The organism is Zobellia sp. B3R18, from assembly GCF_018860715.1.
GTDB classification, from domain to species: Bacteria; Bacteroidota; Bacteroidia; order Flavobacteriales; family Flavobacteriaceae; genus Zobellia; species Zobellia russellii.
This window is the reverse complement of record NZ_JAHKQG010000011.1, coordinates 1,860,119-1,886,772: the sequence shown is the minus strand read 5'-3', so window position 1 is coordinate 1,886,772 and position 26,654 is coordinate 1,860,119. Positions and strand designations below refer to the sequence as shown.

Genomic DNA, 26,654 nt, shown 5'->3' with positions numbered 1-26,654 from the left:
AGATTAAATTTTATTTAAGGATACTTCTAAGGAATCACCCTCCTGTATTAAGGAACTCTTAAAGACATGTCCGTCATTTCCAACTACTCTAACGCGAATCTTTTTCCCCTCTCTAAGAACTTTAATATGAAAATCAGCCTTAAAAGCTTTTATATGATTTAGTTCCATCTTATCCCATGTACTAGGTAATCTAGGAATTAATCTAAAACTCTTTAGACCTATAGGTACAATACCGAACATACCTTCAGTAAAAACACGACAATACAAACCGCTCTCCGCTGATAGGTGCGCCATATTTCCCTCTGGAAAGGCCTCCACTACATAAGGCACTCTGTCTCCTAATAAGCGTTTTTCCGAAAACTCTTTCAATTTTTTCAGTGATTGATCAGTAGCCCCAGCAAGAAAAGTTCCTCTGAGTGCGTATAATGTTCCTCTATCCCAAAAGACTTTTGATATTTCTAAGTTTTTTTCGTTTTTCTCTACATGAACCCCATTATCCGTCCATAACTTTTCAAAAAGAGCTTCTATAGTTCCTTCTTTTCTGTCAAAAATTTGCACAACCAACGGAAGACAAATCCAATGTCTTAGGTTTTCATGCTCTTTGTAATATTTGTAAGTTTCCAGACCATCAATAGTTTCCCCAAAATAAGATTCAATGTTCTTTCTTAATTTAACCGCTGCCTTTTTATATTCACGGATTTTACTATTAGATTTTCCTAATGAAAGCCCGAGGTCAACGGCTAGATTTAACGCTCCATAATATAAACTAGATGTAGATAAATTAGCATTACCTGTTTCAATCCTTCCTTCCATTTCATCGGATTCCGAAACTACCACGCCATTTTCATTTAGGTTTCTCCTATTATACTCCAAACACCATTCTATTAAAGGCCACAGCTTTCGGGCACCCTCTTTATCTCCTGATGCCAAGGCAAACTGTGCAGCACCATAGGCTATCATTGCCGCATCACCGCGGTCCAAAGTACTGATAGGGGCATCACCTTCCATTTCAAATGAATATCTTATATTTTGATACTCCGGATTAATTTCTTTCGTATACAAGTTGTACATATTCATTGCCGCCCGATTGCCCAAATCATAACCTAGATACGGAAAAAAAGGATTTACGTATTCCGCTTGATCGTTAGCCCAAAAACCAACATAGTAACGCCCACCTCCCGGAGAATGAACCATGCCTAATTTTGATTCGAATATGCTCTCAGAAGCACGAATTTTAGAAAATTCAAATAATGTATTTAAAGTTGAATCTGGTGTTACAAGCTGCAACGAGCTTTTCATTTTATTCAAAAAAATTATACGCTGCTGATAATATTCATCCTTGTGAATAGTTAATTTTGGTTCGTCATTCATCCTTGCGGATACATATACTGAAAATAGATATGATTCCCCTCCAGCTATACGGATATCCTCTGTGAGATTGCTTGTGCCATTTATTTCATATTCTCCCTTAACCCCTCTTAAGTAACGAGTGTTTTGGGTGTTCCTCCCAACAAAATGTACCGTTGAATCAGTAGTATTAACAAGCTCCCATTGTTCAACGAATAGACGTTGGTCCGTTGACGGAAAAAATGTGCGAACCAAAGCTACTCCCTGTTCGGGCTCATGCTCTATTACCAGTGTTCCATTAATTCTAACATTTCTGACCGCACCTGGTGTGTAAATTTTTTCTTTCAATATTAATGTAGGTAAAATATTATCAGAAAAAGTATGGGATAAATAAGCCCTGTAATGCTTCCAATCCGGGTCGTTGGTTTTAATAAATGTCCTTAGTTGAGGAAAAAATACCTGCCTTGAAACCGACAACTGTTTTTCCTTATCTATATTATAGGAAACTATGGCCGATACACGTTTACCAGACATTTCAATATTATCGTCATACGGTATATTTTTTCCCTCGGAAAGATTTAATTTAATCTCATTCTTATTTTCTATTGTCCAATGTTGAGAAAATTGAGCAAACTGAAATTGAACAACGAGCAGAAAAACCAAGGTCACTAAATTATTATTCATCCTAACTATATTATCTATGTTGAATTATTTTATTTCCAGTAACATCCAATTATTGTTTACCACCCCGTCAAGTACATTTTCAATACATAAATTCCAACTAATAAAACCCACAATATTTCCGTCTTCACCAACATGGTCATCACTTGGAGCTAATGGTTGGCCAGTATCCGCATTATAGTTCTCATGGGTAGTTTTGTACTTTTTAATATCGGTCAATAACAAATTGCCCACCGTTTGTGCCAACCAAGCCACCTCATGGTCATATCCATAATTTTTTAATCCTATTGAATAGATATAATTGGCTATAGGCCATACAGGTCCTTGCCAGTTTGAAAAGGGCACAATAATATTCTTGTTGTTATAATCAGGGTCTTGTGCAGAAAGTGTTCTAAAGCCATACTTTGCCTTCATATGATTCTCATTTAACAAATAAGTCTCTATCATTTTGCTCGCGTTGGGTTTTGAAACAATGTTGGTCACCAATGGTAAAAAAGAGGAAAACGTAACCCTTTTATAGAAATCACCTGTTTCTCTATCTACCGTATAAAAAATTGAATCGTCTTCTGACCATAGGATTTTATTAATGGCCATCTTTAGTTCTGCCGCTTTTTGTTCATACAAAATAGCGTCTTCCTTAATCCCTAGCTTTTTTGCTATTGCAGACTGAGCCAAATATTCTTTGTATTGCCATGTGCTTGCATCCGGAGCCAAAAAAGAACGTTTATCTTCTATGAAATAATTAAGTGCCGGGTTATTGTCCGCTCCACTCTGCATGGCTATATCCCAGAAAAACAAACCGGTAACACTATCTCTCTGTGTTTTCTCTCTATACTCCAAAACTCTTTTAATCTGATTATAGTGAGGTTTTATCCATTCAAAGTCATTCAACTTTTTAGAGGCCAGGTAGACTCCTTGAGACAAAAAAGGTTTCATTGCAAACTTCCCAAATATAGGGCGAGGTCCGTTTATTGTTGCGCAGCCGGACACATAACCCTCTTTATCAATTCCCTTTATTAAATTCAACGCCCAAAACTTTAGATATTCAGGTTTATCTTTACTAACAAAATAATTGCCCATAAAAAACCCATCCCAATCCCACATTTGTTTATAGAATCCGGCCGGTATCAGGTATGGATACTCTAAATAGCCTTCTGCTGGCTGTATGACCTTATTGCTTAAATGCTTGAAATTTTCATTTAAATGCGAATAGATATTCTTCAGTTCTTGCTCGTTAGAAGCAGATAATGCTATAGTTTCTTTTTGCGCTATATGCTTTTCGGGTTTTTCTCCACAACCATTTAATAGTATTCCAAATACGCAAAACATTACAAACAATGTGGAAGCATATATTCTTTGTTTGACCAAATCTGTCTTTCTATAGCGTACACTCATATTTATATCAACTTTATTTTAAAATTCTATCGAAACCTGTTTATTACAGCTTCTAAATTTTTCACAACTGCAGGATTTTCATCAGCTATATTTTTTGTTTCCGATACGTCATTATCAAGATTATACAACTCAATACTAGTTGAATCAGTCTTAGAATCTTGGATAGTTACCAGTTTATAACTTCCTGAACGAACTGCATGTCTTGAAATACTTGTCTTAAACTCCCAATACAAAAAAGGATGTTGTTTTTGTTGGTCAACATCACCCAACAAAGTAGGCAAATATGATATTCCATCCGTTGACATGGGTATCTCCTGCCCTGACAATTCACATGCAGTTGGCAAAAAATCCCAAAAAGTTGTTACCTGCCCCGTTTCTCCCGCCTTGATCTTTCCTGGCCACCTTGCTATAAACGGCACTCTAATGCCACCTTCGTATAAATCTCTTTTCATCCCCCTTAGTTGCCCATTACTGTCAAAAAAATTCAATCGCCAACCGCCCTCTTGGTGCGGTCCATTATCGGAAGTGAAAACGACAAGTGTATTTTCTTCAAGATTATTTTTCTTCAAGAATTTCAATATTTGTCCCACATAAGTATCCAACCTGGTTATCATTGCTGCTCCAGCTTTTTTTTCTGAAGGCCATGGTTCTTTATCGTAAATTCCAAAATCCGGTACTTCCATACCGTGCTCATCAATTAAAAAACTCTCATTGTTCGCATGGGGTATGGTGTAAGCGAGGTATAGAAAAAAAGGGGTATCCGCATCCTTTTTTATAAAATCCAAAGCCTTTTGAGTAAATAAATCATTAGAATACTCTTTCTTTTCTACAGCGGCATTACCAATACCTACAGCGTAATTGGTACTATCTGAAACATAAATCACCTTGTTTTGTAAAGGAAACTTTTGGCCATTCTCCATAAGATAGTCCGGATAGTAGTTATGTGCCCTAATCTGATCATAGTATCCAAAAGAGTAGTCAAATCCTTGTGCATTAGCATAACCAGTTGTACCTACATTGCCCAAACCCCATTTCCCTACTACTCCTGTTCGATAACCTGCATTCTTAAGTACCTCGGCTACGGTAAGATCATCATCTTTTATAGGCTTTTCCATAGATTTTATTGTTGTATTACCCATATGCTGACCAGTCATGAGACTATTTCTAGATGGTGCACATACCGTAGCACCTGCATAGTGTTGGGTAAAACGTAATCCTTGAGAAGCCATACGATCAATATTTGGTGTTACTATCGTTTCTTGACCGTAACACCCTAGATCTCCGTATCCCAAATCATCCGCAAGAATGAAGATAATATTAGGCTTTGACCCCTCTACTTGCCCGTACACAGAACTCGTAGTTTTGCTTGAACAAAGACAAGCCATAATCACTATATATACAAGAGTTATATTTTTCATACTAATTTTTTAAAGGAGCAACCAATTTTTCAAAAGGCAGAAAATCTTTCATTTTATCGGTTTTATATTTTACGTTCAATTGATTCTGAATCTTTCTATAATAGTATTCTATCTTCACGATATGTTTACCTTTAGATAGCTTTATCTGAAAATCCTCAGCCACCTTACTTAACTCACTTCCTTTAGCAACAAGGTTATCATCTATGAAAATATTGCAAAGACCATCATCTGTGGTAAGTCGCAAGGTGTAATTCTCATTCTCTGGAATATATATTTGTCCTTTAAGTCTTACCGCATAAGGATTGTAAAGTCCATAAAATCTAGTATCTATATGCCCATCTCTTTCGACTTTGGCAAAGAGTTCTCCATTTATTTTATCTAGACGATTACTACTCATAAAGCCTGTGACACCTTCCCTAACCACATTCAATCCCGAAAAATCCGGTACACTTTCCCAACCTTCCTTGGGAATGGGACTAAATACTTCATACGAATAGGCTGGCTCTATTTTTTGAAAGTACTCCTGCTGAGGATGCCCCAGTGGTTCTCCTGAGCTAGTAAAGGCCTGCACGGTAAGAACTCCACTTTTTTTAAGTTCAATGGAATTTTTATATGACTTTGCTTCTCGCATTTTAGGCAGATTCCAAGAGTCCGAATAGTGCCATTTGAAATCCACTTTCTCCTTTGACTCAAACTTTATTGTGATTTTTTCGGTAAATCGTTGGTCTTCTTCATTTGCCAGACCACTTACTTTTGTTTTTACTGGATTAAAAAGACTAGAGTACAACTGATCTGTATTTTCAAGTGTTTTTAAAAAGTTATTGTAATTCGTATCTATATGCCCGTTCCAAAGATGAGCGGCCAATACTGGCACTCTCTTTCTTAAAACAGGAATAACCTTGAAGTGGTTTTGCTCCCAGAAAGAGATCTGTCCTCCCATAATTCCTTCATCACTATCCACCTCAATATCTTCTATAGAATCATTCCAATGCGACCATTTTTTTAGATTCCAATCATATGCTTTTCTAATCGTTGGGGCAAAATTCATAGCTCCTACCATATACCATGGCACCCATGTAGAGTTGACAATTTTATAACCGTTGTCCAATAAGTTTTGAGGATGATTATACGTAGTATTCCAAACGATAATCATAATATCCTTATCCACCGTAACATGTTTGGACCCCGTACCATGAAAACCTTCCCAAATAATAGTCTTTTTCCCTGTTGCCTTTACCATATGGTTCATTCGGTTTATAAAGTGGCAAAAAAGTTCGTTTGCATCCCCATTGGCGGCTTCCTTTAAATTGTGTTTTAAGGTATACTCATAGTATTCCGGGACCTTTTTTAAGTTTTCCAAATACACCTCATCACCACCAACATGTATATATGGACTCGTATAAAACACCTCAGCAACTTCATTAATAATTTCGTTCATAGCCGTGTAAGTGGATTCTTTGGCCATATTAACCACATATAACGGTTTTGCCTCGTTAGTTTGCTCATCTACGCTTCCAAAAACTTCGGGATAAGTACTCCACAAAATACCGGAATGACCAGGAACCTCAATTTCAGGAATAACAGTTACTCCCCTATCCTTTGCATATTCCACTAGATCTTTCAGTTCTTCCTTGGTATAGAACTCTCGACTACCGTCCGAATTTGTTTTATTTACTTTTGAAAATTTTTCCAAAGGAAATGTAAACCGCTTGTTATCCGTTAAATGAAGACTTAGATACTTTATTTTATAAAGCCAAAGCAAATCTATGGTCTCTTTAATAGTTTCTATAGGATGCCAGAACCTAGCGAGATCTAACATTACAGACCTAAAGTCAGAATTGGGACTATCCGTAATAGAAACTCTTGGTATTACACTTCCACCCTCAGAAACCCTAATCAATTGCACCAAACTGGCAATAGCATTGGCTACCGCTTCATAATTTTGCCCTTCAACTTCAATTTTCCGGCCTATCCTAATCGTATGGGTGTTTTCATTTAGTTTCTTGTTAATGCGAAGAAATATCTTACTACTATTATCCGAGCCCGTTCCCAGTTTCAAGTCCGAATCGGAAATATGATTTACATAATTGACTAATATTTCAGCTAGTGGTTTTAATTTAGATTGATCAGCATGAACTAGAATTGGCCCGCTTAATTTAAAATAGCCCTTTGGTTTGGTAACTTCTTTAGGGCTAGGAACCAAATTCAAAATTTCATTATGTGAATTTGTCGTTTGAGCTTCTCCAAAAAGAGTCCCAAAGAGCAAAAAGAATAGACTTAAAAAGAATGTGTTTTTTAGTATCATGTTTTATTTTTTGAACAAGTGAGCATACTCTGTTTGTAACCTACGGGCTACATCTATAGTCTTACCCGTAGGGGCAGTAGGGTATATTTGATGAGAACGAGTCCACTTATAATCCATCTTCCTTACTTCTGCGTCAAAGGCCTTAGAATCAAAATCCATACCCATGGTCAAGGATTTTTTTAAGTGATTAACAAATAGCTCCCATCTAGGTTTATAGTACCCACTAAAAAGACCATTCCACTGTTTACCCGCATAATCCCTTAGTCCACCCTCTGGATAAGGCTGCCAAATTGTAATTATGGTTCTCGCATTCCATTCATAGTATGATTTCTCTTCAGAGGTAGCACCCCAACTTTTGGCATCTTCCAACCATGTTCCTAGCAAGAAGTTTTCATTAGTTCCGGTAATGGCCTCGAGATCATCCAATAACTTAAACAAGTGCAGAGCACTTTTGCTAAGCCTTTGCAGGTCCTTTTCTTGATAGGACACACTTAAATCATTGATATATTTATGCGTTAGACTAAATAGCAATTCTCTATATACATTGGTAACATCAAAATTATAAGTTTCAACAGCCTGTAGTTCATCTGCTGCATCAAGCAGAAAATCACCAGCCTTGGCCAATTTGTAGACATCAAAATCCCATGCAAATGGGTCTTCTTCAGTTATTTTAAAATCTTTTCGTACATGCCTAATATCTTCTTCACTACCTGCCTCAAAAATCATCAATCTTGGGGTAGTGATCAATGGAGACCACATAGTTCTGGTTCTTCCGTAAACCGACTCTTCTAAAAGTTTCCAGGCCTCTTTTATGGATTGATTTTTTGTTCCGTAACGGACTGCAGCATAATTCTCAACCCAGTGTTTTACGTTAACCCTTGCAGGGTTCCAAGCCTTTTCAAAAATAAAATCCTGTACTATGGGGTTATAGCCCAAACCTTCTGGAATTACTCCAATACCCTTAAGGTTATTATCTATTTCCGATGTAAAAGCTACTTGAAACTGTCTCTGCATCTCTTCAAGATCACCGCTCATATTTACTTTCTGATCTTCATTACAAATTACATTCCATATCCAAGGTTGCCCAAAAAAGGAATCGGTTTTGTTCCATGTTGGATTTTTTTCTCCATAAAGATCTAGTACCAAGGCCTTGTTTTTTGGAATTCCGTTTAAAAACGCCTCCCCTCTTTCTTTGGTCCAGAATTGTTGTCTGAAAAAAAAGAACCAACCTTGTAGAACCCATGTTGCTTTGGGATCAGCTTGGGCCATAGAGCTATAGACACTTTCGCTAACTTGTTTTAAGAATTCAGGATCTTTAGAAGGAGGATCTACCTCTATAAAACAATCTGCATCATACAGATGGTCTGTTCCATAAAATTCAGTCTGTTTCTTTATAAACGCTGTTCCTATTTTTTGAAAAAGCTCATCTGTTGGGTCCAAGAAATAGGTTCCCTCCACACCGGCCCAGTCTTCAATTTGAAAAATATTGGCATCAGGATATAGTTCTTTTAGTGCCTGAGGAACGTGACCCGTAAATGCCTGAAGTACAGGTTTCATCCCAAGGGAACGCATTCTTTTCAATATTTTTAACTGCAACTGCTTTCGTTGCTCAATCCAATTTTGAGGTAAAGGCCCTCCCATACCATCAATGTTACCCATCCAACCCCATGGAAGGTGAGCAGGTCCTACAAAAAAATCATCAATTTGTCTTTGCCCCATTCCAAGGTCTTTAAAAACTTCTTGCCAAACCGCTTCTTGCCCAATCATGGCCAAAGGCATATTTACACCCTTAAGAGCCATATAATCGATCATATCTTCCCACTTATCCCAATTCCACCATGGCATGGTATAGCCATAAGTGCAATAATTGAATAAATAGCGATAATCAAAGGGAGTCTCTTTTATAATTTTAGAGGTCAGCCTTGGAAGTCTTTCCGGTAAATTAAGTTGGTTGTAGTTTAACGAAATTTGGGCATTACAGTAATTTTTCAAATACCAGTCAAGACCAGATGCCATTGCCACTGCACTATTTCCAGAAATAATGATTTTACCACTTATTCCATTTTCTATTTCAAAAATATCTTTGTTTTCAGATGCAGTTATTTCCTTAAAAGCGAAAGATGTGATATGCTTGGGCAAAATGCGACTTAAAATACCATATGCGGCTTGTTCCGCATCTGAATTTCCAACTTGACCATATGTAGTAACAGTAATTAACAGTAATAGTGCACTAACAAATTTTCTCATAAACTATAAAAACTTTAAAGCTATAGGCTTTGTAATAATGGCAATTTGAATACCCACAAACATTAAATCATTACAAAAGGCTCATTGACAGGGCAACATAATATAAGTTGGGGAACCCCCATGCAACAAGCCTTCTCAACTAACTAAACAAAAACACTAATAACTGAATAGAACAGGACCGCCTTGAATGGTCGGTTCCATTTTTACCGTAGGAGCATTCTTAGCAAACCACAATGGGTCTCCAAATACGTTATCAACTATATTCACTCCCTGAATAGCGGCTTCAAAATTGGCCTGATTGAAGTTTTGCATAGTCTCACGTGGATATCCGATTCGTACAGGGTATCCCTTTTCTTTATTTATTCCTATGTCAAAAAAGTCCAATTTAGGCAACCCCGTCCTTCTAATCATTGAAAAGGTGTTTATACTTTGACCAAACTGAGCTATATATCGTTGGGTAATAATTTGTTCCAAAGCATTGGATGGGTTAAAAATCACATCGGACGAAGTCAAATAGGTATCAATCATAACTGGATCAATTTCTAGTTGTTCCATATGCGCCTTAATACCATCCTGATATGCCTGAGCTGCCGAAATCCCTGTCTCAATACCTTTACTGGCTGCCTCTGCCTTAATGAAGAGCAACTCAGAATAAGTCATAATAAATCTTTCTTGCGCTGTGGTATAGGTTTGGGATAATTGGCTTACCGAATCCAATGCAACCCTTGTATAACCACTAGGGTTCTCTTCATCAAAAGCGGGAGGAACGCCAGTGTATGTCTCACTGTCCGAATAACCCGGTGCCGGATCAAGAAACACCTTAATTCTTGGATCTTGAAGATTTCCCAGAGTATTGACAAAACCGGTAACAGCTATAGGTGAATTAGCGCTATTCTCGATATATTGAGCAAAAGGGTCAGAATAAGAACCAATAGTTGTCTCCCATGTCATACCAAAATTATCCTCGTTTCCTTCTAATAAAGGGTATTTTTGTGCGTTCCCGAAAATGGTCTCCAATTTGGGTTTTGCAAAGCCGCTATCCACATCAGAAATTCTTAAAAGAATTCGAACCTGTAAAGAATTAGCGAATTTCTTCCATTTTAGTAAATCGCCGCCAGCATAAGCATCACTTTCTCCGTTTAGGGCTACACTAGCTTCACCGGACAAATCAAAGGTCTGATTTGCTTCTTCTAAAAGACCCAATACCGATTTTAAAATTTCCTCTTGTGTATCAAACTTAGGCTTGTTATACCTTTCTTCCTCCGATATTTCACCGAATTGGGCATCTGAAAAGGGAATAGGGCCCCAAAGTTCGGTCATATTACCATATATCCATGCCTTAAGGGTCAACGCCACTGCCTTATAGTTAGGTTGCGGAGATTCTTCTGTATTATCAAGAATCCTTTCGATTAGAGGTATGGTCTGGGTAACCAAATTTTGGTAGACCCAAAAATCATTAATATCCTCTCTTGGATTAGAAGCTACAAAATCAGTAGGGGCCGTTGTATTGGTGTAATACTGCACCCATTTGGCCGCACCTTTATTATTACTATTAATATTGTCTAACAATTCTCGAGCAGCAAGAATCTGGGCTCCCAATAATAAACTTTCATTACTACCTACTACTTGTGCATTGGGGTTTGTATTTATTTCCTCGAAATCATCGGTACAGGCCTGCAGCAAAACCATTGTAAGACCGACCATCACTATATACTTTATATATTTCATATCGCTATATTTTAATTCTATTAGAAACTAACGGACAAATTCATTCCAAAACTCTTTGTGTTGGGCAAAGACCCCGTTTCAAAACCAGAGCCGTTATTGAGGCTTCCCATATTGGCCGTTTCAGAATCTATACCGTCTAAATTGTTCTTGATCAACCAAAGGTTTCTACCTATTAGGGAAATATTTACATCGGCCAATCCTAACTTTTTAGTAATCTTACTATCTAACCGGTACCCGATAGAAAGTTCTTTTAACTTAATGTTCGTAGCATCTCTCATTAAAGCCGATGTAGGATAATTAAAGTTGGCATAAAGATCTTGTGTACTAATTGCTGTGGTATTTGGCTGACCGGTTTCTACATCTATTCCATCAAAAATAAAGCCTCCTCCATCATCTGTACTTTCTCTTACGGCTACACCATTAATGTTATCACCAGCACTATCCGGGTTTAATCCGTTCAAAGACATATACTGGTAAGTAGTAGAAATAATCTTTCCTCCATACCTGAAATCAAAAAGAAAATTAAGATTGAAGTTCTTGTAATTAAAACTGTTCCTGATACCTCCTGTCCAATCTAAAGGAGCCGAAACACCAAGGTCTCTAGTCCCTCTCCACTGGTTGTGCATAGGAAAGCCATTTCGGGTAAGGACCTTACCAGTTCCATAAATATTGTTCTCTGCACTATATCCGAAGTTATTGAAATCATCTGCCATATTGGGAACATTGGCCAAAGCATCTTGGGTATCCCTGAAATATTCAAACCCAACAATATGCCCATAGGGCTTACCATTTGTAGCCCGTATTTCTGGGCCGAACCAAGCGGCTATATGTTTAAAATCAACCAAGTCTTCGGGAAATCCTGAAACACTACCCCTGTTTCTTGACCAGTTCATATTTAAGTCCCACCTAAAATCTTTGGTTTCAAATGGAGTTATATCCAATTTAACCTCTATACCCTTATTGGTAATAGTTCCTGCATTTATAAATGCGAATCTAGCCCCACGTTCCCATGCATTTTCTACTCGAATAAGCTGATTGCTAGATTCATTATTATAGTAAGCTACATCTAGCTTTACCCTAGAATCGAACAAATACAGTTCTCCTCCCACTTCAAAAGATGTTGATTCCTCCGGAATTAAAGTGGTAGCAGGTATTACATTATCTATACCAGCAACAGGTTGTCCATTAAAGGCATTGGAACTACGAGTGATAAACCTATCTAACGCATAAGGCTGCGTATCATTACCTACTTTTGCCCAGCTTGCCCGTAATTTACCATAACTAAGAATCTTATTCTTAATACTCAGGGCATCAGTAAAAATAAAACTGGTTGAAGCCGAGGGGTAAAAGAATGACCAATTATCTTTTGGCAAAGTAGAAGACCAATCATTTCTCCCCGTAAATGTTGCAAACCAATAATCATTAAAATTGAATTCTACCGAACTGAAAACACTATTGACTTCCTTTTCAGATTTTGCATTATTAACCGTAGCAGGTTTGGCCGAATTGCCCAAATTATAAATTTCTCGCACTAATAAGCCCCCATCTGTAGATGCGAATTTACTTTTACTCTTTTCATTTCTGGTGGCGGCCCCCATCATGACATTCACATTCAGGTTCTTTAGTACATCATGGTTTAAGTTTAACCTTAGGTCTGCGTTTACTTCTTTATTAAGGTCAAGTCCTTCTTGGTAACTACCATTATTGAAAAGATGTTTTGCTACTATTCTTTCATATTCAGTAGTATTGGTATCCTGAAATACATTGGCCTGAATTGATGCCCAATCAGTAACTGCATAATCCAACCCAACGTTAAAACTGAATCTTGTTCGTGTTAAAGGGTTGACATTTTCATACAGGTCCCAATAAGGGTTAGGGCCATTTTGATAGAAACTTTTTTTATTGCCAAATTCATCCTTATAGTCCCTTAAATCTCTTATATCAATATTAGTAGGAATAAAAAGAGCCTGCCACATTCCCCCACTCCCAAAACCATAGTTGGTCCTGTTATCACTGTTCATTGTTGACCCTGTTGCTACAAAATTCAGACTAAGCTTCTCTCCCAATCTAAAGGTTGAATTAAAACTTCCGGTAATACGCTCAAGTCCCGTATTGGGAGTGATGCCCTTTATATCTTGGTGCCCCAAGGAAAGCCTTGCATTAGATGATTCAGTTACATGGGTAAGTGAAAGGTTTTGCTGATAGGTGTGCCCCGTCTCAAAGAAATTATCCAGATTTTTTGCGCCATATGGCAACCATGGCTTAACAACAGCCCCTCCTGTTTGCGGGTCCCATTGAGAAACAGGCTGACCAAGATATTCCGGACCCCATAACCGAGTTTCAGATTCATTAATTCCGGCACCGTTTCCGTCAACATATGAATATTCGCCATTGTTACCCTGACCATATCGTAATTGAGGATCGGGTAAAATTAATGCAGACTGAAAGGTAGTTGTAGAACTTATGTTCACTCCCCAGCCCTTTTGACCCGATTTGCCCTTTTTGGTTGTAATCATAATAACCCCATTGGCTCCTCTTGCCCCATACAACGCAGTAGCACTTGCCCCTTTTAGAATACTGATATTTTCAATATCACTGGGATTAATATCTGATAATGGGTTTCCCAAATCTGATTGCCCGGTTGAAGATGTAAACAAACTTTCTGACAACGACCTATTGCTCAACAACGGTAATCCATCCAGAACATATAAAGGTTGGTTATCCGAAGAAAGAGAGGTTACCCCCCTAATAAGGACTCTTGGAGATCCATCTACCCCATTAGAAGAACCAGAGACCTGAACCCCTGGTGCCTTAGCGGAAAGATTTAAAAGAACATTAGGTTCTCCTGTAGAATTTATCTCCTCTGCGGATATTGCATCTACTGCATAACCAATAGCTTTTTTTTCCTTTTTAATGCCAAGTGCCGTTACCACAACCTCGGACAACTCGCTTGTATCGGGTTCCAAAGACACCGAGAGTTCCGTACTGTTAGACACCGTTTTTTCAAGGTTGCTGTACCCTACATAGGAAAATACCAGAATCTGACCAGGCTTAACTTGTATAGCATACTTTCCATCCAAATCAGTTAATGTACCAGACTGTGTATTTTTAACATACACATTTACATAAGGCATGGGCATATCAAACTCATCTACTACCACACCTGTAACCTCTAATTTATCTGAGGCTTCTTCCTGCGCAAAAATGTTTTGCACAAAAATCAACTGGCAAAACATCAGTGCCAGCAAAAATTGTTTTTTGGTTTGTTTGTTCTTCATACTTGGTCTTATTTAAGTTATCTGTTAGTCATTTATAACCCGTTAATAAATGTTTCCCATGTTCATTTATTGATTGAGCTTTTAGACGATCTGAAATTAGAATGAAGAAGTCTTTTGCACTGATAAACAAGTATCAAATACTGATAAAATCGTATCAAACAGCCTTATTACAAGATATTTACACAATCATTTCGTTAAAACTGTAAAAAAGAAGAAGGAATTGATGTAGACTAACCTTTTCTATATACCCGAATTGAGAATAAAAACTAAATTGATTTGAAGAAAGAAATAATAAACTGTTTGTAAGCTTATTACCAAAACTAGGTTTGAAATTAGAGTAGAATACCCTAAGTAAAAAGGTGACCTAATAACTTTAAGAACAAGAGACAATAGTAATCTTTACTTCTTTATTAGGATTGTAAATATTCCTTAGGGCTGCACCCATAGGTTTCCTTGAAACATCTAGAAAAATAACTGGGTTCTTTAAACCCACAAAGAAATGCAACTTCAGAAATTTGCAATTTGTTTTCCTCCAATAGCTGTACCGCAAATTTTAACCGTATTGACTTAATAAAATTATTAGGTGTTAAACCGGTGAGCGCTTTCATTTTTCTAAAAAGCTGAGCCCTACTCACCCCTATTTCAGTTGCCATGCGTTCTAAAGTAAGATTCTGGTCTTGAATATGCTCCTCTATATACTGTTTTAACTTTAACATAAGAGTTTCATCTACTGAGGTAACGGTAACTCTTGATGGCTCCAGTATCTTTTCATTTTGAAAAACCAATCTTAGCTTTTCCCTGCCTTTAATCAGGTTTGCTATAGTAGCCAGAACAATATCCCGGTTAAACGGTTTGGTAAGATATACATCCGCACCAGATTGTAAACCGCTTACTTTTTGAGAATCAAAAGTTTTAGCGGTGAGCAATATTATTGGAATATGACTCGTATCAAAATTGTTCTTTACTTGTTTACAAAGTTCTAACCCACCCATTTCTGGCATAACCACATCGCTCAAAACTAAATCCGGTATCTCATCTTTAATCAGCTCAAAACCTTCAATACCATTGGTAGCCGTAAATACATTGTAATGTTGCTCTAAAATATCTTTTAGATACATTCGCAACTCGTCATTATCCTCAACAATTGCGACACTATGCTTCTTATCGTTAACAATTGTATTTTCTGTGTCCCTCAGAATTAATGTACTTGGCTTTTCTAACTCCTTATCTTCACTAGATATTGGTTGATTACCAACTAAAGAAGTGCTGTAAATATCCTCATTTTTAGGCAAAATAATAATGAACGAAGTTCCCTTATGCCGCTTACTTTTAATTAAAATTGTACCTGAGTGTAATTCGGTCAGCTGCTTTACCATATAAAGTCCTATTCCTGTTCCAGAATTTATAGTATTATCCTGATAGAATCGAGTAAAAATTTCCTCAAGGTTACTTTCCCTTATCCCTGTACCGTTGTCCACTACTTTAATGTATATATGGTTTTGCAATTCTTCCAACTTATCAGTTCCGCATATAACCTTATACCTATTCAACTTTTTTGTTTTCTGAGGATTAAAACTTCTTAAAGAAATTCTCACCGTTCCCTCTGCAGGAGTTGCCTTAAAAGCATTGGACAAAATATTGTAAACTATCTTTTCAATTTTATCCTGATCATAATACATTGGCAATTTACTGGATGGTAATTTTACCTTGAACCTTATCTTTTGTTGAACGGAATGAAAAGCAAAAGACGCCGTAATAGATTCGATTGTCTGAACTATATCCGCGTGAACTACCTTAAGTTCCAGTTTTCCATATTCATACTTTCTAAAGTCCATTATTTGATCAATCAATCTTTTTAGCCGATCTACATTGTTGTTCAAGACATTAAAGAGTTCGGGTTTTTTACTATAAATTTCCTTGTGTGACATCAAGGTTTTTATAGGATCTATTATCAAAGACAAAGGTGTTCTAAGTTCGTGTGACAAATTGGTAAAAAACACTAGCTTAGATTCATAAAGATCTTGCAAATTTGCCTGTTCTATTTCTTTAATTTTCAATGCATTGTTCTTATTATGGTTCTTTATCAAAATACGAGTGAAAGAAGCTACAATAGTCAAAGTTAACAGCACCCAAAATAACATCATATACCAAGTATTATACCATGCCGGGAGTATCTCTAGGTCTATAGTAAGTGGAACTTTGTTCCAAACCCCATCATTGTTAGTGGCCATAAGTTGAAAGCTATAAATCCCTTTGGGCAAATTACCATAATTGATTGAACGCTTGTTTTTGAGTTCAATCCAATTATCATCTATCCCTACCAACTTGCATTTATAATGATTACTTAATGGATGTAATAAATGTAAAGACGCAAACTCAAAGCCTACTGTGTTCTGTTTTGAAGATAACGTTAGTGACCTAGTATAGGTAACTTCTTTATCTAAAACGTCATTGGCCACATTGTTATCCAACAATTTTCCGTTTACATATATTTTTGTTACAACTATGTTAGGCTTAAAACTACTTTTTTCAAAATTTGAAGAAGGGTCGTAAATATTTAAACCATTGGCGCCTCCAAAATAGAGTTTCCCCTCACTATCTTTATGAATAGCATTACCATTAAATTCTAATGATTGTAAACCATCTTTGATTCCAAAGTTCTCAATTCCTCCAGTACTAAAATCGTATGAGAACAAACCATTATTAGTACTTGCCCATAAATGGTTTTGAGTTCTATTGTAAAGCAAACCATAAACGTAGCTATTGGTAAGATTAGACGGGGCATTGATTCTATTTGCAGAAAAAAGAGGGGCTATTTGCTTTTTTTCTAAATCAATTTTACAAACTCCAAAGTTAGTGCCGGCGAGAATGGTACCATCAACAATTTCGGTAAGAGAATAGACCCCATAATTTTCAAAATATTCTTTGTAATCTGACGCTACTGTTATCCTTTGAAAATTTAAAGATTTACCTATATACTCGGAAAACAAGTATGGATTATCGTAATCATTTAAGTCCAAAAAAGCAACGGTCCCATTTAATGTTCCCATCCATATCCTTTCATTACTGTCCAATAACATTGAGTATACTATTCTCTTATCTAAGATAGTCTCAATGTTGGTATTAGTGATTTTTCTTAGATTTTGCTCGCCAGTATATATATAAAGACCACTTGAAGTACTGATCCATATATTACCAACTTTATCCTCCAAAATATGATATACTTCTTCTTCATGAAGCAAAGAAGGTTTCACTTCATTGAAATATGCCTCAATATCTGAGGTTTCCATATTGTCTCCATCTAAAATATAAACCCCTTCTTGCGTTCCTACCCAAATATTGTCATTGGTATCCTCAATTATGGATCGAATTTGTCCCATCCGGCCATTTTCATCCGGATGAACATTTATGGAAAACTCATTTTCATTTACAAAAAGTCCATTACCTCTTGTCCCTATCCAAAGTCTGCCATTTTTATCTTTAAGTATAGAATGCACATTGGATACATCTTCTTTTTTGTTGGAACAAGTTAAGTTTTCAATCAATTGGAATCTGTTGCTTTCTGCAACTAACGTGTTTACCCCAGCATCGCTTCCAACCAATATCATACCGGATTGATCTTCACAAAGAGTTCTAATAAAATCGTTTTTTAAAACATTTTTTTGACCGATCTCAAACCTATAATTTTGCCATTGGGCAGTTCTCTTAACATAAGAAAACACACCATTGCCCTCTGTTCCCAACCAGACAGTTCCTCTTGAGTCTTCCAAAACCACATTCACCCTTTTCGTTGGAGGCCAATTGTTATATAATTCTGCAATAGGACTTACAACAATTTCATGATTACCGTCAATTGATTGTACCTGTATATCTATAAAGAAAAAACCCCGTTTAGTAGATAAAAGAATATGCTTACTCTTGGTTACATATACAGAATATATATCCGTAAGCTCTTGATTTTCATAAGACAAGACTAACTTAACCGCTCGGTTTTCATTTTCCAAAAGCGAAAAAATCCCATATTCGGTGTTCACAATAACTCCTTGGGAAGAGTTGACTATATCGGTCACTCTTATTTTTTCTATTTTTCTCCCTTTTATGAATAAAGGAATTTCTCTAGCTTGAAATAAACTGTCCTTTTCTGTGAATAATAACCCGCCTCCGGTTCCAATCAACAACCTATTGCTGGAGAGTTTTAATAATGACGTAATATCATTACTTAACTCTTTATTTGTATTTGATGGAAAGAGCTGTTGAAATACACCTGTCCTCGTGTTCAAAAAATTAACGCCTCTTTTGGTTCCAATTACCAATTCGTGACCATCTCTTATAATATCTGTTACCCACGGATTACTTAGCCCTTTGTTGTCGCTAGATGATGCTGAATAAACTTCTGCATCATATCCCGAATATCTAAACAAGCCATCCATTTTACCTATCCAAATAAAACCTAAACTGTCCTTGCAAATGGATGACACCACATTATCCGTAATGCCGTTTTGATCATTTAAAGTTCCTACTTCATAAGCAGGATTTTGACCATATGTAAACAAAGTGAAGAATAAAAAAACCGTAGTTAAACCTGTTTTGATCTTGTGCGAGTACTTTGTATATAGAATAAACCTGACCATTAATTTGCCAACAACATTTTTCAATTCCTTTATAAAAACACCAAAGCGCTATAATTCAAATGAAGAAAATCTACCAGAAGATTATGGTGTTGAAATTACGCTTTAAGTTTAATGTAGCAAAAACTGTCTGCAGAAACTATCTACTTGATGAAATTTGAAAAACTATTTGACAATTTTCATTTAGAGGCACTCTTATTCCCATTTTTAACAAAAAATGAATCCTATTTTATTGGCATTGAACTCAACAAAATTATGAGGAATACAAAAAACTAGATATGATAAACCTATAAATGTATAGAATCAAAATCGCCTTCTAGTTTTAGAGGAGGAAACAATTGTTTTAAACGGAGTTATTGTTTACTTCAGACTTGAAGAAAATTTAATACTAATAAAGTAAACAGTCCGGTAAACGGTTTTAAAGTATATATCTAAAATAGTGCTAAAATTCGGGCATTTTTTCAAACTCATAACCCGAAGGTCGCTGGTTCGAGTCCAGTCCCGCTACTAAGCAAAAAAGGCCTTTGAAAAATCAGAAGCCTTTTTTTAGGCCTTGTATTTCTTTTTTTTTATTACGCTATGCGAACAAAAAAACACCACCTACTAAGCGTTTGTAAAGGTATATTATACATGTAATAATTTCTTATTTCCCTACATAGATTGGCAGTATCCAAGATTTGAGTAAATTACCGTTAAAAGAGATGCATAGCAACTAGTTGCTTGATACAATGTTGTAGCCAATTATACCAAATGAGAAAACTTTTTTTTATCATCATCTTAGTAACTGCTTGTTCACCTAAAATTATGAATAACAATCCAGAAAATGGTCAAAACCGGGTTTATTGGAATGAAAATAGACCTTTGAGGATATTGGATTTTAAGGGTAGTACGGTAAAAAGACCTTTTCAAGCGGCTACATCTTCTGGATTGAGAGTAGAAAACCCTGTTAATGTATGGACAGGAAAAACAAAAGTAATTGTTAAAAGCTATTTCAATCCTAAGTTTTCCTATTTTAAGTCCTCGGAAAGAGACAGCAGCGTTCTTGCTCATGAGCAACTTCATTTTGACATTACTGAACTTTATGCAAGAAAATTAAGAAAGCGAATAGCCGAAAATTGCTCTAATCAATATGAGTATTTTGAGAAACGTGACGATATTTATAAGAAAATAGAACTTGAATTATCCCTAAAACAGGATGAGTACGATTCTGAAGTATATTCAGAACGTTCGTTGCAGTCTAAATGGAATCAATGGGTAGAAAAAGAATTACTGATATTAAAAGACTTTGCTCATGAAGAAGTTCCCTTAAAACATAAATTTTTCGCCCCGAGATAAATAACTGGCTACAATAAAAGTAACCGTTGCACAACTGTATTTTTCAATTGAACCCCATAATTTTCATAATCTTTTAGAAAAATTACAACTAAAAATCAAATAGTTACAAATTTACATAAAGCTAAAAATGTATAATTTTATGAAATTACAGCTTGTGCAACAAGCACAAAACCTATAAACAATACGGGCTTCGGGCGTATTCGCAGGGTTTGCGTAATTTTATGAAGTCCGCAAAATCTTTTGGATTTTGCTTTTAGCGGGACAAAATTTAAAACAAAAAGATTTCGCTACGTGCGTGGCGGAAAGCAAACGCTAGTTTGCTCCCGTACTGTTCATAGCTCAACCGTTGTGTGCAATTTATAATGAAACTCATAGATTATTTTAAACTCAATAAGGAAACATTTAAGTTCTGTCTAAAACTATGCGGAATAATTTTCACGTTGATAGCTGCAACTATTTCGATTGCAGTTGCCATAAAAACTGGAACCAAAGAAAACCCGATATACGTTTTTTTAATAGCAGTTCTTTTTGGAAACTCACTGGGACTATTGATAGCCTTCCTTGGTTTTGTGGCCGGGTATCTTAAAGCCAAAAGTATTTTTGATTTCCACGATGGAATCCCCAAGGATTTGGTTAAGGATTTAGGAATTAAAGTTCGTCCTGTAAAAAATGACTTTAGATACAATTTTATGGACTTCGAACTAGTAGGCGTAAATCGTAATTCACCGCTTATTTTAAGGCTAAGTCCATCGAAAAAAGAGGTTTGGATTACTGTGCCCATTGTATTCTCTCATATTGAAAGCGATACCGTTAAAATAAATCAATTTAACTCTAAATATAAAATAAGAGACATCCAAATTAATGGTCTTGGAATATTCACTTCAACTAATTTGAATAAATGGAAAAGACTGAGCGAAGTGAAAATTATGGAGAAAATTGCAGAATTATATAAAATAGCAGAAGATGAAAATATCACAATTTTTAAATATTATGAAAGAATAACTAGCTACAATCGAGTGGATGGCTCCTCCATCAAATGACGGAGTGCACCCCTCACACCACCGTACGTACGGGTCTCGTATACGGCGGTTCGTAAATCATCAAACCAAGGCTCTTTCCACCCTTGGCACTATCTTCTAATTTAGGCATAGGCTACAACCTGTGCTCCTATGCGAATTTCGAAGAGAATTACGTTCGGTCCTTCCTTACCTGTGAGACCTCTAGGGTAATGCCCTAGCTCATTGCCCGTAAGTACTATGACCTCTGCTGACTTCTCCATGTAGCTACACGTAGCTTTGGAGACCTCCCCAGGTAAGAACATCTTCTTTCGCTCAATAACCGCCGTATCTACATAATCATCCTTTTGGTTCTCTTGGGGCGTTACAATGATGTGCTTGCTTACCCAGATGAACATGCCTCTGTATACGGTTCCTCTTCGTCGGTACCGAGTTTTGCAGTCTCGCTTTCTTCAGATGTAACTTCGCAGTTACCACCCTTGCGACTTACTAATGCTTCCAGAAGTTACTCCAGCGCATAAGGGACTTACACCCTCTAAATAAATCCTTATATTGCTATAAGGTAAAGATGCCCATACTGGGCACACACAAAACCTATAGCAAATGGGGCATAAAGTGTTAAATTTAATGGCTTGGGATTGTTTACTAAGTCCGCCAAATCTTTTGGATTTGGCAATTAAAAAAAATAATTACAGAACAAAAAGCTCTGGCTCGCAGACCAGACGGAAACGAAAAGTTTCCTTGCCTGCCCTACTTGCCATAGCCTAGACATTGTGCATAAGCTGAAAAAACAAAACTGAATGACCGGCCAGAAAATTACACTCAAATATGTTCTTTATGGAATACTTACCGTGTTCTTTACTTGGATTATTCACGAATTTGTTCATTGGGCGACAAGTCAATTATTGGGATACGAATCCATAATGAGAATAAATGGGGTCTCGCCCGCGGATGGAGAAAACCCATCTAATTTGGATAAAATCATTATTTCTGCTTCTGGACCAATAGTTACGATTTTACAAGGGTTAATTGTTTTTATTCTTTTAGAATTTCGGAATTGGAATAAATATCTTTATCTGTTTTTGTTCACAGCGTTTTATATGAGATTTTTGGCTGGACTTATGAATTTTCTAAACCCAAATGACGAAGGTCGGATAAGTTCGTTTTTGGGAATTGGAACTTTTACCTTACCAATAATTGTAAGTGGACTTTTATTTTTAATGGTTTACAAAATCTCAAAAAAATATGACTTAAAATGGAAATTCCAACTTTGGACGACATTAATTGTAATGGTGGTAAGTTCAATATTGATTTTGGCCGACCAATTTTTAGGAATTAAAATACTATAATGAAATAATTGAAAAAAAAAGCCTACACACAACACTAATAACCGTTGCACAAACCATTGACAAGACAAAAAAACGGATGCACATAAACCTTTTCAAGGGGCTTTTTCTATGTCTGGTCAGAAGATAAATCGTAATCTTGAGTACCACTTTTTACATACCCCGTTAAAGCAAGTTGGCCTGTACCCCATAAATTGTGTTAGCATACCGAAAACGGGCTCCACCGTACTCTGGACTCACAACCAAAAAATGAAACTTTCCTTTTACACCTTACCCTTACTGTCCCAATTTGTGTAAATTTATTAAAAATCTTAGGTGGTTTTGAGATAGGCTGCCGTTGTACGTCGCTCTATAAAACACCTTTGTAGATGAATTACCAAACATTTAAACCACATAAAGATTTAGAATCCATAGTCAAATTTTATTGGACTTTGGAGGTGCCTTTTGACCCAAAAAATCAAAAACAAAAAATCGTACCTGACGGCTGTATAGAAATGACTTTCAATTTTGGGGACAAAATTAAAAGGTACACCTCAGAAAATGACTTTATACTCCACCCCGATGCAATGGTAATGGGGCAGAGAACAAAATCATATCACATTTTACCCGTTGGTAACGTTAACACTTTCGCAATCTGCTTTTATCCTATTGGATTTGTAAACTTCGTAAAAACACCTCTTGAAAACTTGGTAGACAAGGAAACGCCTATTACAGAACTTTTTGGACAAGCAGAAGCCATAGAATTAGAGCAGCAGATGGTTCAAGCTATTGACACCCTACAAAGAATTAATATTATTGAATCCTTTCTATTAAAAAAACTCAACGAAAAGGATACCATAAGCAATATCGTGAAATCAACCGTTGATGCTCTTCTCAAAGCAAACGGAACGACTCCAATAAATGTTATCTTGAAAGATAATATTTCAAAGAGAAGACAACTTGAAAGGCTCTTTAAGAAACAAATTGGTATAAGCCCCAAACAATTAGGAAAAGCCATTAGACTTCAAGCAACTTTACAATTGCTACTCAATAAAAAATCAAAAACCCTGACGGACATTGCTTACGAGAATGAATATTTCGACCAAAATCATTTCATAAAGGATTTCAAAGACCTTGTTGGAATAACTCCAAAGGAACTTTCAGACAATGAAAACATGACCCTATCCGCACTTTTCTACAAATAATCCCAATAGTGTCGCATTTCTACTATTTTGACTTTTTGCTTCCTCTTAATTTGCACTTGAATTAAAACTAGCGCATCAATGGAGGTCAAGAGAATAATTTTAGCTTCGTTGGTTTCAGTAGTTTGCTTTGGTTCATACACCAATTCGGGCAGAGCAAATTCTGAAACAATGACAAAAGACACATTTACAAATTTAAAAGTAGCAGATATGAAAAGTTACATTTCAATGTTTGAAATTCCAGCAACTAATATTTCACGAGCAATTAATTTTTATCAAACATTATTGGACATTAAAATTGAAAAAATGGATGTTGAAGATATGCAAATGGGAATATTACCTTATGAAGGACAAATGGTAACAGGTGTTATAATAATGGCAGATGGATACATGCCATCTGCGGATGGTGTAACAATGTACTTAAATGCAGGAGAAAACTTCCAAGTGGTTCTTGACAGAGTAGAGAAGAATGGAGGGAAAATAATAGTTCCTAAAACAGCTCATGCAGACGAAAGTGGCTACTTTGCTATATTCCTTGATTCAGAAGGAAACAAAATGGCTCTTAACTCACCGAACTAACACAGAAAAAAAAGCGAACCCATAAAAAAGAACTGAGATAAAAAACAAGTAAATTCTTCCTAAATCCGAAACATTAGCATTCCAGGCCCAAAGTTTCAAAAATCAGGTTTTTGAGTTCTTTATTGTATTTCTCCTACCACCAAAAGCCAACAACCTTTCATTTGTCTTGCGTGAAGCCTATATAGTTTTTTCGTTAACTTGTGCATAGGGCACAATGTATAGAAATGAAAGAGATTGAAATACAAAATAACTCTAAAACATTATCAGCAACTTTATTTGATGATAACAGTAGCGAGACCGTTTTAATTATTGCTTCGGCTACAGGGGTAAAGCAGGAGTACTATGGTAAATTCGCCAAATTCTCCGAAGATAATGGAATCACCGTTGTCTCCTTTGATTATACCGGCATAGGTCGTTCTCTAAAAAGACCTATCAAAGAACTAAAAACCAACGCTGCAGATTGGGGTAGCAATGATTTAGAGAGCATAATACAATATGTCATAAATAATTACCCAAAATCAAAGAAAGTAATTCTTGGGCATAGCATTGGAGGGCAACTAATTGGGCTGGCTAAATCAGCTAACAAATTGGACAAAATAGTTTTAGTAGCAGCGCAATCCGGTTACTGGAAATACTGGAAAGGAATTGGAAGAATAAAAATGTGGTTCAATTGGTATGTTCTTTTTCCGTTTCTCATAACTATTTTCAGCTATCTTAATTCCAAGAAAATTAGCGGAATGGAAAATCTTCCAAAAAACGTTGCCAATCAATGGCGAAATTGGGGAAAGAACCAAGATTACATTTTTAGCGATACATCTATCAATGAAACTTTCTATGAAACAGTAGAGACAAATGTAACCGCTTATAGTATAGATGATGATGATTTTGCACCTAAAGAGGCCGTGGATTGGATGACCATGAAATACAAGAATGCAAAAAGAAAATCAGTACATTTAGATCCAAATGATTTTCAAGTCGATAAAATCGGACATTTTGGAATATTTAAAGAACGTTTTAAAAATACAATTTGGACCCAACTTTTGAATGAAATAAAATAACAAGGTCTCAACCAAGTATATAAAATCACAGCTCACATTTGCATCTTGCGTTTCATATACTAATCGTTCTACAACAGTACAAAACCTAACCATAATTGAACAATTCTATTTCTACACTAATGCAACTACCCAACCTCCTATCAACAATCCTTGCCCTATTTATTACCACCACTGTCTTTGCTCAAGAAACTCCTTATTTCAAACCCGGAGAGGACCCAAAACAGTCTCAGCAGGAATGGAAATTAGTTGATAACATGTCCGATGAATTTAATGGAAAAAAGATAGATGAAAAGAAATGGCAGATTTCGGGTCAGGGGTGGATAGGCCGTGCTCCGGGATTGTTCCTAGCTGAGAACATTTCCGTAAAAAACGGAAGCCTGCAGATAACCACAACTATGTTACCTGAACCCATAGTGAAAAACAATAAAAACTATACCCACGGCGGCGGTTACGTTGGCTCTAGAAATGGCATGACCTACGGCTATTACGAATGCGAAATGAAAGCCAACAAAACCTTTATGTCCTCTACGTTTTGGTTGATTAATGAAGGAAAAGACCTAAAAGGCTGTGATAAAAGAACAACGGAATTGGACATTCAGGAGTCCGTTGGACAAATAACGAACGATGCCGAATGGATGAAATACTTTGACCAGAGCATGAACTCCAATACCCACAGCAGAAATATCCCTGAAGGGTGTGAATACGAGAAAGGATCAAGCAAAGGCAAAGGAGAGTTAGGCGGAAAAGCTTATGAAGATTTCCATGTTTACGGTGTTTGGTGGAAATCCAAGGATGAGATTATATTTTTCTTGGACGGTAAAATGCAATCCAAAGTAACTCCCCCGGCCGATTTTGATATTGAAATGTACTTACGAATGGTTGTTGAAACCTACGATTGGAATCCGGTACCTAAAGACGGCGGCATGACAGGTTCAAAAAAAGACAGAACCACAACGTACAATTGGGTAAGGTCATGGGAATTGGTGGATGACAAGAATTAGTATCATCTTCACTAATCATACTAAAATTGGTTACAAGGCTACTGTTATAAACACGCCATCAAAACCTAGGTTCAACAGGAGGTATTTCCATCTCACCAAAGGCCCAATATA

The 26,654-nt window shown here is 36.4% G+C and carries 18 protein-coding genes; 9 read left to right on the top strand and 9 right to left on the bottom strand.

The annotated features are described in order from the left end of the window. Positions 1-3: 3 nt before the first annotated feature. The 8 genes from KO513_RS14350 to KO513_RS14315 all read right to left on the bottom strand — a co-directional run bounded on the left by KO513_RS14350 (position 4) and on the right by KO513_RS14315 (position 18,952). Positions 4-2,031 (bottom strand): six-hairpin glycosidase-like protein, encoded by a 2,028-nt coding sequence (locus tag KO513_RS14350; RefSeq protein WP_215913923.1) that lies wholly within the window; start codon positions 2,029-2,031, stop codon positions 4-6. A gap of 24 nt (positions 2,032-2,055) precedes the next feature. Further along, positions 2,056-3,423, bottom strand: a complete 1,368-nt coding sequence (locus KO513_RS14345) for an MGH1-like glycoside hydrolase domain-containing protein (protein WP_215913922.1) — start codon at positions 3,421-3,423, stop codon at positions 2,056-2,058. A gap of 26 nt (positions 3,424-3,449) precedes the next feature. Beyond that, the gene (locus tag KO513_RS14340) at positions 3,450-4,841 is read right to left on the bottom strand and encodes an arylsulfatase (protein ID WP_215913921.1); all 1,392 of its coding nucleotides are present in this window, start codon (positions 4,839-4,841) and stop codon (positions 3,450-3,452) included. Position 4,842: 1 nt separating this feature from the next. Beyond that, positions 4,843-7,146, bottom strand: a complete 2,304-nt coding sequence (locus KO513_RS14335; RefSeq protein WP_215913920.1) for a family 20 glycosylhydrolase — start codon at positions 7,144-7,146, stop codon at positions 4,843-4,845. A gap of 3 nt (positions 7,147-7,149) precedes the next feature. After that, the gene (locus tag KO513_RS14330; protein WP_215913919.1) at positions 7,150-9,393 is read right to left on the bottom strand and encodes an alpha-N-acetylglucosaminidase; all 2,244 of its coding nucleotides are present in this window, start codon (positions 9,391-9,393) and stop codon (positions 7,150-7,152) included. Positions 9,394-9,549: 156 nt separating this feature from the next. After that, positions 9,550-11,121, bottom strand: a complete 1,572-nt coding sequence (locus KO513_RS14325; protein ID WP_215438061.1) for a SusD/RagB family nutrient-binding outer membrane lipoprotein — start codon at positions 11,119-11,121, stop codon at positions 9,550-9,552. A 20-nt stretch (positions 11,122-11,141) separates the two neighbouring features. Continuing rightward, a complete protein-coding gene (locus KO513_RS14320; protein WP_215913918.1) occupies positions 11,142-14,399 on the bottom strand; it encodes a SusC/RagA family TonB-linked outer membrane protein in 3,258 nt (1,085 codons plus the stop codon). A gap of 410 nt (positions 14,400-14,809) precedes the next feature. Beyond that, positions 14,810-18,952 carry a hybrid sensor histidine kinase/response regulator transcription factor gene (locus KO513_RS14315; protein ID WP_215913917.1) on the bottom strand — a complete coding sequence of 1,381 codons (4,143 nt, stop codon included), beginning with the start codon at positions 18,950-18,952 and terminating at the stop codon, positions 14,810-14,812. Position 18,953: 1 nt separating this feature from the next. Here KO513_RS14315 and KO513_RS14310 point away from each other — a divergent pair, with 1 nt between their 5' ends. The 3 genes from KO513_RS14310 (at position 18,954) to KO513_RS14300 (ending at position 21,402) form a co-directional block, all read left to right on the top strand. Beyond that, entirely contained in the window at positions 18,954-19,136 is a 183-nt protein-coding gene (locus KO513_RS14310; RefSeq protein WP_215913916.1) for a hypothetical protein, read from the top strand. 695 nt (positions 19,137-19,831) lie between these two features. Continuing rightward, complete coding sequence (locus KO513_RS14305; RefSeq protein ID WP_215913915.1) at positions 19,832-20,362, top strand: hypothetical protein; 531 nt, start codon at positions 19,832-19,834, stop codon at positions 20,360-20,362. A 362-nt stretch (positions 20,363-20,724) separates the two neighbouring features. Beyond that, positions 20,725-21,402, top strand: coding sequence for a hypothetical protein (locus KO513_RS14300; protein WP_215913914.1), 678 nt, complete (start codon positions 20,725-20,727; stop codon positions 21,400-21,402). Between the two features lie 101 nt (positions 21,403-21,503). On the opposite strand, the gene KO513_RS14295 is transcribed toward KO513_RS14300, so the two are convergent. Continuing rightward, entirely contained in the window at positions 21,504-21,776 is a 273-nt protein-coding gene (locus KO513_RS14295; RefSeq protein WP_215913913.1) for a hypothetical protein, read from the bottom strand. 205 nt (positions 21,777-21,981) lie between these two features. Here KO513_RS14295 and KO513_RS14290 point away from each other — a divergent pair, with 205 nt between their 5' ends. The 6 genes from KO513_RS14290 (at position 21,982) to KO513_RS14265 (ending at position 26,543) form a co-directional block, all read left to right on the top strand. Further along, complete coding sequence (locus KO513_RS14290; protein ID WP_215913912.1) at positions 21,982-22,146, top strand: hypothetical protein; 165 nt, start codon at positions 21,982-21,984, stop codon at positions 22,144-22,146. A 32-nt stretch (positions 22,147-22,178) separates the two neighbouring features. Then, on the top strand, positions 22,179-22,727 hold the full coding sequence (locus KO513_RS14285) for a hypothetical protein (RefSeq protein WP_215913911.1): 549 nt from the start codon (positions 22,179-22,181) through the stop codon (positions 22,725-22,727). 365 nt (positions 22,728-23,092) lie between these two features. Then, positions 23,093-23,908 (top strand): AraC family transcriptional regulator, encoded by an 816-nt coding sequence (locus tag KO513_RS14280; RefSeq protein ID WP_215913910.1) that lies wholly within the window; start codon positions 23,093-23,095, stop codon positions 23,906-23,908. A 78-nt stretch (positions 23,909-23,986) separates the two neighbouring features. Then, positions 23,987-24,484 (top strand): VOC family protein, encoded by a 498-nt coding sequence (locus tag KO513_RS14275; protein WP_215913909.1) that lies wholly within the window; start codon positions 23,987-23,989, stop codon positions 24,482-24,484. 224 nt (positions 24,485-24,708) lie between these two features. Then, positions 24,709-25,542 carry an alpha/beta hydrolase family protein gene (locus KO513_RS14270; protein WP_215913908.1) on the top strand — a complete coding sequence of 278 codons (834 nt, stop codon included), beginning with the start codon at positions 24,709-24,711 and terminating at the stop codon, positions 25,540-25,542. Positions 25,543-25,661: 119 nt separating this feature from the next. Next, complete coding sequence (locus KO513_RS14265; RefSeq protein ID WP_215914043.1) at positions 25,662-26,543, top strand: family 16 glycosylhydrolase; 882 nt, start codon at positions 25,662-25,664, stop codon at positions 26,541-26,543. The last annotated feature ends 111 nt before the right edge of the window (positions 26,544-26,654 follow it).